Raw genomic sequence first — 13117 nt, 5'->3', positions numbered from 1 at the left:
ATGGAGGCCTTGCCGACGACACCCAGCTTCCGGCTGGATGGCAGGCGCGCGCTGGTGACGGGGGCGGGGCGGGGCATCGGCCTCGCCTGCGCCGCCGCACTGGCGCAGGCCGGTGCGCATGTGACGCTGGCCGCCCGCAGCGGCGAGGAGATCGCGGCCGGTGCCGAGGCCATCCGGGCCGCGTGCGGGCAGGCGGATTGGGTCCGTCTGGACGTCAGCGACGTGGCGGGCACGACCCGATCGCTCGCTGCGCTGGCACCCTTTGACATCCTGCTCAACAATGCAGGGACCAATCGCCCCAAGCCTTTCACCGAGGTATCGGAGGAGGATTATGACGCGGTGCTGGGCCTTAACCTGCGCGCCGCTTTCTTCGCCGCGCAGATCGTGGCGGGGGGCATGATCGCGGCGGGCCTGCGCGGCTCCATCATCCATATGGGCTCGCAGATGGGCCATGTCGGCGGTGCGCGACGGTCGCTTTACTGCGCATCCAAATGGGGGCTGGAGGGGTTGAGCAAGGCGATGGCGCTGGACCTCGCGCCGCACGGCATCCGCTCCAACACTATCGCCCCGACCTTCATCGAAACCCCGATGACCCGGCCCTTTTTCGAGGACAAGACGTTCCTTGCCAGTGTGCTGGACAAGATCAAACTGGGTCGGCTCGGCTCGGTCGAGGATTTGATGGGCGCGGTGGTCTTCCTCGCGTCCGACGCCAGCGCGCTGATGACCGGCACCAGCCTGATCGTCGATGGTGGCTGGACCGCCGAATAGGGGAAGGCCCGGCGGCTGCGTCCGCCGGGCCTTCAGCCGCGTTCAATAATGGTTCGCCAGCCGGTGTAGTCCCGCGCTCAGCGCCGCGCCGACCGCTTCGGGCGGATCGCCCGCCAGCTGCATCTTGCCGACCGCGATGCTGGTTTCCACCACATGACGGCACCGATCGTAACGCCGCGCTTCATAGGCCTCCAGGCCCGCCTCGATACTCCCCGCCCGGTCCAGTTCCTCGGCCAACACCAGCGCGCTTTCCACTGCCATGCCTGCGCCCGACGCCATGTGCGGGGTGGTCGCGTGAACCGCGTCGCCCAGCAGCACGATATGCCCCATATGCCAGGGACCAGGCTGCAAGGCGGCGGCCAGGGGGCGATAGTTGATCCAGTCGTTGCGGGTCATATTTTCCCGCACCCACGCGATATTGCCGCCGAAATCGGCCAGATTGTCGTGCAGCCGCGTGAACAGCTCCTCGTCGGTGAAGTGAACCTCGCGATGTTCATGCGGCGTCAGCATCCACAGATAGACCATGTCCTGCGCGCACCGATTGATGCCGACAGGGAAGCGATGACCAAGATAGATCTCGCCGTTCTCCAGCTTGGGCGGCCGCTTCATCGACACGCGCCAGCATCCCTGGCCGGTGGGTTGCGCTTCGGCCATGTGCGGGAAAGCCATGCGCCGCACCGCCGAATAGATGCTGTCAGCGCCGACGACCAGGTCGAAGCGCCCTTGCGTTCCGTCGGTGAAGGCCACGTCCACGCCGCCATCGCGGTTGTCGAGCGCGCTGACCGACAGGCCCAGCCGAACATCGACCCCCAGCGCATTGACCCGCGCCTGCATGATCCGATGCAATTTCGGCCGCATGATGCCACCGGTGGCGGGCAATCCTTCCTCCAGCGCGGGTTCATCCAACTGCTGCAAGCGCAGCCCGTCATAGCGGAAGATGGTCGCCCCCTCGGCAATTGCGCCCTGCTCCTTGATCGCTTCGAGCAGACCCAGATGGCGATAGGCACGCAGTGTCGGGCCGGTAATGGTGATGCCCGCGCCATAGACTCGCCATTCCGGGTCGATGTCGATCAGCGTAACCTTCGCGCCCAGTTCGGCGAAGCGGATCGCCGATGCCATGCCGCCAATGCCGCCGCCGACGATCAATATCTGTTTACCCGCAATCATGATGTCGTGCCTCTCCCGAAAAACCTTCTCACCCTTGCTGCTATCGGGAGCTGGACGGCGGCGAAAATGCTTTGCCTCAATATCTGCTATTGGAAAGCTGGATAGGCAGGCCGATCGTTTCGCCGTCGTTCGTGCGTGCAGATAGGTCGCATCCAGAAAATCAATGCGACAGCAGCCCACCTCAGCGATCAATATTGCGCCAAATCAAAACCATTCAGGGAGAGGGCAATGCTTAAGATTCTGTTCGCCACGACGGCCTCCGTCGCTACGATGGCTATTATTCCGCCCGCTTGGGCGCAGGTCGCCGAACCGGCTGCCGACCAGTCGTCGGCCGGTATCGACGAAATCGTCGTGACGGCCCAGCGCAAGGCGGAAAGCGCGCAAAAGGCCGCGATCGCGATCGACGCGGTCACCGGTGACACACTGATCCAGCAGGGCATCAGCAAAGCCGAGGACATCACCAAGAGCGTTCCCGCGATTACCGTTACCAATGGCGGCGGCTCCAACACCTCCATCTTCATCCGCGGTGTCGGCAATATCACGTCGAGCAGCTATAACGACCCCGCGGTCACCCCCAGCTATGACGGGGTCGTGCTGGGCCGTGCAGCGGGCGCCTTCGGCTCCGCCTTCTATGACCTTGCCCGTGTCGAGGTGCTCAAAGGGCCGCAGGGCATTCTCTATGGCCGCAATGCGACCGGCGGCGCGGTCAACATCATTCCTGCGCGCCCCGAACTAGGCAAGAATGGCGCGGGCTTCAACGTTTCCCTCGGCAATTACGACGCGGTCAGTGCTGACGGCTATCTTAACCTCGCCACCAGCGACAACAGCGCTCTGCGCGTTGCCGCCACGCGCCAGGTGAGCGACGGCTACAACCGGGACGGCAGCGACGACTTGAAGCGCACCGGCCTGCGTGGGCAGTTCCTGATTGAGCCTTCCGACGCGATCAGCCTGCGCATCGGCGCGGACTGGACGAAGATTGGCGGCGTCGGACCGGGCGGCAGCTATATCGGTTCCTACACGCCTGGCCCGTCGGGCTACACATTCACGCCCAGCGGATTCGACACGTCGGAAGGGTTCAATACCGACGCCGCCAACGCCTATCGCCAGACCTTGGTCGGTGCGCCAGGCTTTGGCTTCCTCGATGCGATGAACCAGCAGCAATCGGTCGACTACACCTATTGGGGCGTGAACGCCGAACTGAACTGGAAGACCGATATCGGCACCTTCACGCTCGTCCCCGCCTTCCGCAAATCGATGGGCGACAGCTTCTTCTACGGTCCTGCCTTCAATACCGCCTATAGTGCTGAAACTGACAAGCAATATAGCCTGGAAGCGCGGCTGGCCGGGTCCGTCGGCATGGTCGATTATGTGCTGGGCGGCTTCTATTTCAATGAAAGGATCGACGCGCAGACGGAATATAATCAGGAATTCGTCCTGCCGATGCAGTCCTACACGCACAAGACCAAGAGCTGGGCCGCCTTCGGCCAACTGACCGCCAATATCAGCGACCGCTTCCGCTTGGTCGGCGGCGCGCGCTATACCCGCGACAAAAAGTCGATGGACGGCATTATCAACAATTTCATCACCTTCTGCGGCGGCCTGCCGCCCGCCAACATCACCCCGCCTGCCTCCTTCGCCGCGGGTTGCGCCGCACCGGGCGCGCTGCCGCGCTATCCTAATCTCCTGACCACCGGCGATACCGTCAACTGGCTCGTCAGCAATGGCTGGATCGCGGCAGGCAGCACCGATCAGGCCAACCCGCAGGTGTTTCCGCTGCTGAACGGCGTCGGCACCATCCTCAAAACCTATAATCCGGTGGTCGACAGCGGCACCTATTCGCGCATCACCTGGAAGGCGTCGGCGGAATTTGATCTGGGTCCGCAGAACCTGCTCTATGCGACCGTCGAAACCGGCTATCGCGCGGGCGGCTTCCAGTTGGCCGAAGGCAAATCCAGCTATGATCCTGAATTCATCACCGCCTATACGGTGGGATCGAAGAACCGCTTTTTCGACAACCGCGTCCAATTAAATGTCGAGGGCTTCTACTGGAAATATAAGGACCAGCAGATCACCTATTTCACTGTCGATACCAGCGGCACGCTCATCAACTCCAACGAGAATGCGGGCAAGTCCACGATCAAGGGTTTCGACGTCGATGCCATCGTGAAGGCAACGCCCACGACAACCCTGAACGCCAAGGTGCAATATTTGAAAGCCACCTATGATGACCTGCATCTCTACACTGCCTCGCCCCGCGACAATATCGCCTGCCCCTTCACTCTGACGGGGGCCAGCGCAGGGGGTGCGCCGGTCAAGGACTTCAACTGCTCCGGCAAACCACTGCTCTATTCGCCCAAATGGACCGTGAACCTGAGCGCGGAACAGGTTGTGCCGCTCGGCCGCTCGCTGGAACTGGTGGGCAATGTCGCCACCGCCTGGCGCGACGATCAGTGGGGCGCGTTCGAATATCTCGATTTCGAACATATCCGCGCCTATTGGCAGACCGACCTCAACCTGACCCTGCGCGCGGCCGACGGCGGCTGGTCGCTCGGCGCCTTCCTCTACAATCTGGAAAATAAGCGCCGCATCGCCACGCCGCAACGCTCACCGATCGGCATGGCGATCGCCCGCTACACCGCGCCGCAAACCTATGGCGTGCGCTTCTCGGCGAATTTCTGATCGAACGGTGGATGACGAAAAGGTGCGGGATCATTATGCGAATCGGTATTAGATCATGACAATCATCGTCACGGGCGCAGGCGGCTTCGTCGGCCGCCAACTGGTGCAGCGGCTGTTGGCGGCGGGTCAGGACATCGTCGGCATGGACAGCGCAGCGGGCGGCATCCCCGCCGGTGCGCGCGCGGTCGCGGGTGACATCGCGTCCCCCGCCGTCCGTGCCGACGCCTTGCGCGACGGGTGCAGTGCGATCGTCCACCTTGCGACCGTACCGGGCGGCGCGGCGGAGGCCGATCCCGCCGCATCGCGCCGCATCAATATCGACGCGATGTACGACCTGCTGGACGCGGCGAAGGCAGCGGGCCATCGCCCCCGCATCGTCTATGCCAGTTCGATCGCCGTGTTCGGCGATCCGCTCCCGGCTGCCGGCGTGGATGACGCCACCCTACTTGCTCCGCGCATGGTCTATGGCGGGCATAAGGCGATGATGGAAGTCGCGGTCGCCATGATGCACCATCGCGGCGAAATCGACGGGATCAGCGTCCGCCTGCCCGGCATCCTCGCCCGGCCCAAGGGACCGTCGGGGATGAAATCCGCCTTCATGAGCGACCTGTTCCACGCCCTGCGCGCCAATGAGCCGTTCGTCTGCCCGGTGTCGCAGGGCGCGACCATCTGGGCGCAATCGGTCGCGTGCTGTGCCGACAATCTGGTCCACGCGCTGACCATGGACGCATCGCTGATGCCTGCCACCCGCGTCGTGACCCTGCCTGCGCAGCGCATCACCATGGGCGATCTTGCCGCCGAAATCGCCAGCCAGTGCGGCGTATCGGCGGATCTTGTCAGCTATTGTCCCGACGCCGGGCTGGAGGCGGCATTTGGCGCCCATCCCCCGCTCGCCACGCCCGCCGCCGACCGCGCGGGCTTTGCCCATGATGGCGACCCTGCTACATTGGTGACCAACGCATTGTCGGTGATAGCGGCAGGCTGAACGGGAGACGGACATGCGCTTCGACAGGCTGGACCTCAACCTTCTGGTGGCGCTTGACGCGCTGCTGGCTGAACGCAGCGTCAGCCTCGCGGCGGATCGCATCTGCCTGTCCCAGTCCGCTACCTCATCGGCATTGGGCCGCCTGCGCGATTATTTCGCCGACGACCTGCTGGTGCAAAAGGGGCGCCAGATGGTGCTGACCGCGCGCGCGGAAGGGCTGGTGGAGCCGGTCCGCGCGGTGTTGGAACAGATCCGCTCGACCATCGCCGTACCGCCGCCGTTCGATCCCGCCACGTCCGACCGGACGATCCGCATCATGGCGTCGGACTATATTACCGAAGTGCTGCTGGCCGTCTCCATGATCGACCTGCAACAGCAAGCGCCCGGCATGCGGTTCGAAATCCAGTCGCTGAGCGAGTCTCTGCTGGAATCGCTTGAGCGCGGCGCCGTCGATCTTCTCATCACGATCGACTATGCGATTTCCGCCGACCATCCCAGCCAGATTTTGTTCGAGGATGACTATGTCGTCGTCGGCTGGAACGGTAATCCGGCCATGGCCGGGCCGATGACCAAGGAGCTTTATTTCGCGCTTGGCCATGTGACCGCCCGTTTCGGCCGCGCCCGCGTTTCCGCGTTCGAGGACTGGTTCGTGCGGCGGCAGAAGCGCCAGCGGCGGGTGGAGATCGTCACCCATAGCTTTCTGTCGCTTCCCGGCCTGGTCATCGGCTCCCAGCGGATCGCGACGATGCACCGGCGATTGGCGACCCGTATGGCGGCCTATCTGCCGCTGACCCTGCGCGAAGTGCCGATGGATATCCCGCCCATTCGCGAGGCGATCCAGTGGCATATCTCCAGCAACAATGATCCGGCCATCCGCTGGGTCGTGGAACGGATCATGTCCGATGCGCAGATGCCCGTTGTGCCGAAACGCGATCAGTCCGTCATATCGCTGGACGAAGCGCGTGTGTCGCGCGAGGAATTGACGGCGCAATTTCAGAGCGACACGACACCCAAGTCGCGCGGCTAAAGCCTTTTTCAGGCAGGTGGAATCACCGGCCGACCCGGAAAATGGGGCAAACCAAAAACGTAGAGCAGCTACGCCGATGCAATCGGATCGGAAGCGGCTCTAATCCTCGTCCATCCTGTCGAAGGCCGCACGCGCCTCATGGATGCGCGCGCCGCTGGCCTGCACCCAGCCCAGCAGTCGGCGCGCTTCCCCGACCAGCTCGATACCTAAAGGCGTTAGTGCATAGCCAACCTTCGGAGGCACGTCTTCGCTCACTGATCGCGCCACCAGGCCATTGCGCTCCAGCAGCCGCAATTTGAGCGTCAGCATCCGCTGAGAAATCCCGCCTTCCGCGCTCAACCGGTCGAGCAGCCTACGCAACTCCGCATGGCGAAATGGCGCAACCGCCAGCAGCAGCAGTAGCAGCATCGACCAGCGATCCCCCAGCAGCCCAAAGATGCTACGGATCGGCCCATCGCGTTCCGAGCCATGATCCGCCATGTCCTGCGCCAGCGCCGCCAGCCCTGCGCGCGCGGGCGGATCGAAATCGTCAAAATCCATGGTCCGTCCACATTATGGAGGGCACAAAAAAGTGCCGTCTTCCCGCCTTTGCTGCGCAGCATATGATGCCCGCCGACAAGAGCAAGAGAGGAGAGGGCGATGCAGGCTGATGCGATCCGGCTGGACGGGAAAGTGGCGATCATCACTGGCGGCGCGGGCGGGATCGGCGCAGCGACGGCACAACTGATGGCAGCGCGGGGCGCGCGCGTGGCGATTGCCGACATTGCCTTTGACGCCGCGCAGGCGCTGGCGGCGACCTTGCCCGATGCGCTGGCCATCGCGCTCGATCTGGAGAGCGAAACCTCCACGCAGGACATGATCGCTGCCACCGTCACCCATTTCGGTCGGCTCGACATTCTCCACAATAATGCGGCCCTGCTCGGCCCCGACATCGCGCAGCAGGATGGCGATATCGAGCATATGGCGACCGCGCTGTGGGATCGGACCTATGCCGTCAATGTGCGCGGCACCATGGTCGCCTGCCGCGCCGCGCTGCCCCATTTGCGCACGACGCGCGGCAATATCGTCAATACCGTCAGCAACCTGGCGCTGCAGGGCCATATGATCCAGGCGGCCTATAGTTCGTCCAAGGCAGCGATCATCCAGATGACCCGCTCGATCGCCGCCAGCCACGGCCCTGATGGCATACGCTGCAACGCGGTCGCGCCCGGCATGACCATGACGCCCGCACTCCGCGCCGCCTTCCCGCCACGCTTGCGCGAAGCGGTTGAGGCCGAAACCCTGCGTGACCAGCTCGGCGACCCGGACGACATAGCGCAGGTCGCCGCCTTCCTCGCGTCCGACGCCGCCCGCAACATCACCGGCCAGTTGATCGTCGCCGATGGCGGCTGCGCGTCGCACGTCCCCGGCATCGCCCAATTCCGCACCTTCTTTGGAGAGCATCAATGAGCAGTTACGACATCGTCGTCATGGGTGCGGGCCATAATGGCCTGACTGCGGCGGCCTATATGGCGAAGGCCGGCAAGAAAGTGCTGGTTCTCGAACGCAAGCCCCATTTCGGCGGCGGCGTGTCGACCCGCGAACTCATCTCGCCGGGCTACTGGCATGACGAACATAGCAACGTCCACATCATGATTCAGGGCAATCCCATGATCCGCGAGGATGAACTGGGACTGATCGGCAAATTCGGCCTCGATTATATCTATCCCGAACTGCCCCATGTCAGCATCTGGGACGATGGCACGGTCATGCGATCGTGGAAGGATCTCGACCGCACCTGCCAGGAAATCGCGCAATATAGCCCGCGCGATGCGGAGGCCTATCGCACATTTGTCGGCATCAGCCAGGGCGTGCTGCCGATGTTCATGGGCGGCCTTTATGCCCCACCTTTCCCAATGGGCGCGTTCGTCGCGATGATGGACCAGTCCGACGAGGGCCGCTTCCTGCTCGATGTGATGCAGCGCTCGGCCCTCGACGTAGTGAACCAATATTTTGAGAGCGACCGGCTGAAAATCCATATCGTCCGCCTCGTCACCGAAAATCTCCAGATGCCCGACGAACTGGGCACCGGCATGGGCGCGCTGCTGATGCCCGGCATCATCCACACCTATGGCGTGTCGATGCCAAAGGGCGGGTCGGGCGAACTCAGCAAGGCGCTGGTCCGCGCGATCGAGCATATGGGCGGCGAAGTGCGCTGCAATGCGGAGGTGAAGCGCGTCATCGTCTCGTCCGGCAAGGCGACGGGGCTGGAGCTTATCGACGGCGAAACCATCATGGCGAAGGATGGCGTCATCGGCGCGATCCATCCCCATGTCCTGCGCCGCTTCGTGTCCGAAACGCCAGAGCCGGTGCTGGCGCGGGCCGAGCGGGTTACGCCATCGACCTTCTCGATCAACCTGCTGCACATGGCCTTGAAGGAAAAGGCGAAACTGCGCTGGAGCGAAGGAGAGGGCGGTGTCATGACCGAATTGCTCCAGACCCACACGATGCGCGACATGCTGCTCGATTATGATCATCTGCGCCGGGGCGTGGTGCCGCCGCGCCGCCTGATCGCGGGCGGCGACAATAGCTCCAACGACCCCAGCCGTGCGCCAGCGGGGGGCGGCATATTCTATGGCGTAACCTTTGCGCCCTACGACCTGCACCAAGGCGGTCCCGCGGCCTGGGACAGGATGAAGGAGGAGATCGCGGTAGAAAGCCTGCGCCAATATCGCCTCTTTTACAGCAATCTGGACGAGGATAATATCATCGGATCGCTGGTTCGATCCCCGCTCGACCATGAACGCGACAGCCCGGCCAGCTTCGTCAAGGGCGACATCCATGGCTGCGCGCCCTTCATGTACCAAACGGTCGGTCACCGCCCGACGCCGGATCTCGGCCATTTTCGCGTGCCGGGGATTGAGAGTCTCTATCTCGTCGGTCCCTTCATGCATCCGGGCGGCGGCGTGTTCGGGGCAGGGCGCGCCACCGCGATCCAGATGATGGACGATATGGGCATGGATTATGACAAGGTCTGCGCAGGAGCGATGCAATGAAAAATAGCAAACCCCCGATCATGAAAATCCTCGACGGGCAGGACAAGGAACTGATGACCGTCCGCAAGATCGAGCGGGACGGCAACGCGCTCATCATCCGGGGCAAGATTTTCGGCGCGATGCCGATGGTGGCCAAACTCACCCCCGGCGAAGCGCGCGCCGCGCTCAAACTGCTGGACGCGCGCACGATCCTGTTCCTGCTGACGATGCTGTTCCGGCGGGGGTAGGAGCCATAATAACCCCTCCCCTTCAGGGGAGGGGTTGGGGTGGGGGCCATCGACAAAAAGCAGCGCGCGAGACACGCCCCACCTATCCGCCCCACCGATAGCAGCCCCCCATGAAATGCGTTTCCGCGCTGCCAGCCTCACCGCCATGATGACGCTCAGGATGAGGAGTCATGCATGAGTATATTGGGCGTTGAGAGCGCAATTTTCGGGGTCGCGGACTTGGGCGAACATACCCGGTTCTGGACTGATTTCGGCCTGCCGCTGGAGCAGGCGAGCGATGAGGAGGCGACATTTCGCCTCGCCTCCGGTTCGCGCATCATTCTTTATCGGCATCGCGATCCGCGCTTGCCCTCGCCCGATCCCTTCCCCGGCGATGGCTTGAAAGAAACCGTCTGGGGCGTGGACGGTACCGACGCGCTGGACCGGATCGCCGCCAGCCTGGCGAACGAAGTCGCCGTGCGCCGCGACGATGATGGCACGGTCCATTGCACCTGCCCCGACGGCCAGCCGATCGCGCTGCGAGTCTGGGCCAAGCGCCCGGTGGTCAGCGAAGCCAGTCCGGTCAACACGCCGGGCAACTATCCCCGCTTCAACCAGCACCGCATCTGGCGTCAGCGTGCCATTCCCAAGACGATCAACCATGTCGTCTTCTTTTCGCCCGACTATGTCAGCAGCTTTGAATTTTACGAACGGCATATGGGCTTTCGCTATGTCGACCATAGCAAGGGCACCGGCATCTTCGCCCGCGCTGATGGCACGTTTGAACATCATGCGATCTTCTGGGTCAATTGCGACCTGCCGATCGCGCCGGACCATTTCAAATTCATGCATATCGCCTTTGGGATGGACGATATTGATGAGGTGATGCTGGGCGCCAACATCATGGAAGCAAAGGGCTGGAAGAACCGGTCGATGAACAGCAGCGGCGGCATATCGCGTCACCGCATTTCGTCCGCCATCTATTATTATTGCGACATGCCGGGCAAAGCGGGCGAGGCGGAATATCACGCCGATACCGATTATCTCGACGATAATTGGGTGCCGCGAGCCTGGGATTTCCGCTTCGGCTCTCTGCTCTGGTCGAACAATGCGCCGCCCATCTTCCGGGGTGACGATATCCCCTGGGACATGGCCTTCGACGCTGACCGCGCCAGCTTTGAAGCCTATCGCAAGACCAGCCCCGGCAAGCGGCCGGTAGAGGGCAAGCTGGCCGACATCACCGAGGCGGACGAACACGCCCTCTGAGGAAAGACCTTCTCCCCTGAGGGGCGAAGTCGGATGAGGGGGATCGACGCTTGTGGCTGTAGCAAGCTCATCCTCCTCAACCTGTCCTACACGTCCCGATTCTGTTAGGCTTGGCCATGGTTCTTTCCCACCGTCCGACCACGCCCGAATGCACCATAGATGATAGGGGCGCAGCCTGTGCGCCATTGCGATACAAAATGTCGCAATGGCGCACTATAATGTCGAAATTGGCGGGAAATATGCGAAGTTAAGCGCCGGAAATCCTATTTCTCAAGCCGCCGCTTCCTCGACAAATTCGATCAGATTGCCCGCAACATCGCGCAGGAAACATCCCTTGCCGAACGCCTCGCGCACGACAAAGGCGATGTCTGCGCCCCTGCCTTCCATCTCGACCAGAAACGCCTCCAGATCATCGACCTGAAAGGCGACATGCTTGTTGCCATGGGTCTTGAGGTCGGACGGCGGGTGGCGGCGTTCTTCGGGCAGCGGGGCCGCGCCCTCCACCTCGAACAGCTCGAAGCGCAACGCGCCCTTGCGCATCATCGCCGCCTGCGCCCGCGCCGCTTCGATATGGAAGCGTTTTTCGACCGCAAAGCCCAGCACCCGACCATACCAGTCGATCGCGGCGTCCAGGTCTGGCACGCTGACCCCGCCATGATGAAAGCTGAAATCGGCCATCAGTCCATCTCGGCGAAGGTCTGCGCACACCAGTCGGCGATATAGTCACGCATCCCCGTGCCATTGTCCGCGCCGCAATGCTCCACCTCGAAATCGGCCTTGGTGAACATGCGCAATGTTCGCTTGGGGCTGTTGACCGCCTGGTCGTAACTCAGCTGCGCGTTGAACGCGGGAATCTGCCGGTCATTCTCGCCATGGGTGATAAGGAAGGGCACCCGGATCTTTTCGACCTGCCCGTCCAGCGTGATCTGGTCGGCATAGGCCAGGAAATCCGCCTGATTGTCGAAGCCGAACACCCACATGACATGGTCCCAATAATGGGGAACGGGGTTTTCGCCTTCATTGGCGACCCGCTCGCGCTGCCGCTGGCCCCAGACATGGTTCGCGCCCATGACCGCACATAGCGCGTAGCGCGGATCGTTGGCGGCAATCCGCGGCGCATGATAGCCGCCAAAGGACAGGCCGAAGATGCCGATCTTGTCATGGATGACATCCGGCCGTGTCAGCAGATAGTCGAAGGCGGGCGATCCCCAGCGCTCGGCATCGAACACCGCCGTCAGCCCGCGCTTGCGCAGTGCCTCGCCCGTGCCTGGCTGATCCACGAACAGGGTGTTGATCCCCCGCTCCAGATTGGACGCGCCATGGCCCGCCATATTGACCTGCTCCTTCATGGAATCGAGGCCGTTGACCGACACCAGGGTCGGTCGTGGCGTCCCCGACCCATCATGGACGAAGATGGCGGTGTAGGCGCTCCCTTCATAGGGTATCTCGACGAAGTCGACATGCAGGCCGCGCAATGCGGACCCTTTGCGATACAGTTCCAGCCCGCGGTCATAGGCTGCCCAGCGTGGTGCATAATCGCGGCTCTGCATCCGTTCGGCCGCCAGATAATAGCCTGACGCACGCAGATATTTGGAGCCGGCCGACAGGCCGAAGCCCGCCGCTTCGTCCGCCGCCGCATTGGCGGCGACCTGGTCCGCCACGCGCAGCCAACTGTCGAACATCAGCGCGCTGCCCGCGTCCGCCCCCGCCTTGGCGGCCTCCATGATCGGGCGGTTCGCTTCGTCGATCTCGCCATGATTGCCACCGCATACCAGCGCCAGGTTGGTGGCAAGGTTCCAGACGTAATTTCCGGGGAAGGGCTCGAACATGCAGATCCTCTCGACTGTCGCGCCGCTGACATGCGGCAGCTTCATCCATCGCATCACAAACGCGCATGCATCGCGCGGATCAAATTGAAACCGTGGAAGCCCACTATCCACCATTTGGCTTTGACCATGCTGCCGCCCTGTCCCATCGGTTTGAC

General features: G+C 62.9%; 12 protein-coding genes. 8 read left to right on the top strand and 4 right to left on the bottom strand.

Translation table 11 applies throughout. From position 1 onward, the window contains the following. A complete protein-coding gene (locus tag J2W40_RS03550) occupies nucleotides 1-768 on the top strand; it encodes an SDR family NAD(P)-dependent oxidoreductase (RefSeq protein WP_310222024.1) in 768 nt (255 codons plus the stop codon). Between the two features lie 42 nt (nucleotides 769-810). On the opposite strand, the gene J2W40_RS03545 is transcribed toward J2W40_RS03550, so the two are convergent. After that, nucleotides 811-1935 carry an FAD-dependent monooxygenase gene (locus J2W40_RS03545; protein WP_310222023.1) on the bottom strand — a complete coding sequence of 375 codons (1125 nt, stop codon included), beginning with the start codon at nucleotides 1933-1935 and terminating at the stop codon, nucleotides 811-813. A 228-nt stretch (nucleotides 1936-2163) separates the two neighbouring features. Between J2W40_RS03545 and J2W40_RS03540 the strand changes: the two genes are divergently transcribed. From J2W40_RS03540 to J2W40_RS03530, 3 genes are read left to right on the top strand one after another with little or no spacing between them, the layout of a single operon-like run. Then, entirely contained in the window at nucleotides 2164-4614 is a 2451-nt protein-coding gene (locus J2W40_RS03540; protein WP_310222022.1) for a TonB-dependent receptor, read from the top strand. Between the two features lie 55 nt (nucleotides 4615-4669). Further along, entirely contained in the window at nucleotides 4670-5599 is a 930-nt protein-coding gene (locus J2W40_RS03535) for an NAD-dependent epimerase/dehydratase family protein (RefSeq protein ID WP_310222021.1), read from the top strand. Between the two features lie 13 nt (nucleotides 5600-5612). Continuing rightward, nucleotides 5613-6626 carry a LysR family transcriptional regulator gene (locus tag J2W40_RS03530; protein ID WP_310222020.1) on the top strand — a complete coding sequence of 338 codons (1014 nt, stop codon included), beginning with the start codon at nucleotides 5613-5615 and terminating at the stop codon, nucleotides 6624-6626. A gap of 99 nt (nucleotides 6627-6725) precedes the next feature. On the opposite strand, the gene J2W40_RS03525 is transcribed toward J2W40_RS03530, so the two are convergent. Further along, nucleotides 6726-7166, bottom strand: a complete 441-nt coding sequence (locus J2W40_RS03525) for a winged helix-turn-helix transcriptional regulator (RefSeq protein ID WP_310222019.1) — start codon at nucleotides 7164-7166, stop codon at nucleotides 6726-6728. A gap of 99 nt (nucleotides 7167-7265) precedes the next feature. Here J2W40_RS03525 and J2W40_RS03520 point away from each other — a divergent pair, with 99 nt between their 5' ends. From J2W40_RS03520 to J2W40_RS03505, 4 genes are all read left to right on the top strand, one after another. Beyond that, nucleotides 7266-8075: an SDR family NAD(P)-dependent oxidoreductase gene (locus tag J2W40_RS03520; protein WP_310222018.1), complete on the top strand. Its 810-nt coding sequence runs from the start codon at nucleotides 7266-7268 to the stop codon at nucleotides 8073-8075. Then, the gene (locus J2W40_RS03515) at nucleotides 8072-9661 is read left to right on the top strand and encodes a phytoene desaturase family protein (protein ID WP_310222017.1); all 1590 of its coding nucleotides are present in this window, start codon (nucleotides 8072-8074) and stop codon (nucleotides 9659-9661) included. The genes J2W40_RS03520 and J2W40_RS03515 overlap by 4 nt, the downstream gene beginning before the upstream one ends. After that, entirely contained in the window at nucleotides 9658-9888 is a 231-nt protein-coding gene (locus J2W40_RS03510; protein WP_310222016.1) for a hypothetical protein, read from the top strand. Before J2W40_RS03515 ends, J2W40_RS03510 begins: the two co-directional genes overlap by 4 nt. Before the next feature lie 174 nt (nucleotides 9889-10062). Beyond that, entirely contained in the window at nucleotides 10063-11133 is a 1071-nt protein-coding gene (locus J2W40_RS03505; RefSeq protein WP_310222015.1) for a VOC family protein, read from the top strand. A gap of 270 nt (nucleotides 11134-11403) precedes the next feature. Here J2W40_RS03505 and J2W40_RS03500 read toward each other — a convergent pair whose 3' ends face one another. Together J2W40_RS03500 and J2W40_RS03495 are read right to left on the bottom strand one after the other, a co-directional pair. Further along, nucleotides 11404-11811 carry a VOC family protein gene (locus J2W40_RS03500; protein ID WP_310222014.1) on the bottom strand — a complete coding sequence of 136 codons (408 nt, stop codon included), beginning with the start codon at nucleotides 11809-11811 and terminating at the stop codon, nucleotides 11404-11406. Beyond that, a complete protein-coding gene (locus J2W40_RS03495; protein ID WP_310222013.1) occupies nucleotides 11811-13007 on the bottom strand; it encodes an alpha/beta hydrolase in 1197 nt (398 codons plus the stop codon). The genes J2W40_RS03500 and J2W40_RS03495 overlap by 1 nt, the downstream gene beginning before the upstream one ends. Between the last annotated feature and the right edge of the window lie 110 nt (nucleotides 13008-13117).

This window comes from Sphingobium xenophagum (assembly GCF_031457465.1).
Lineage (GTDB): Bacteria > Pseudomonadota > Alphaproteobacteria > Sphingomonadales > Sphingomonadaceae > Sphingobium > Sphingobium xenophagum_A.
This window is presented reverse-complemented; position numbering and strand designations above follow the sequence as displayed.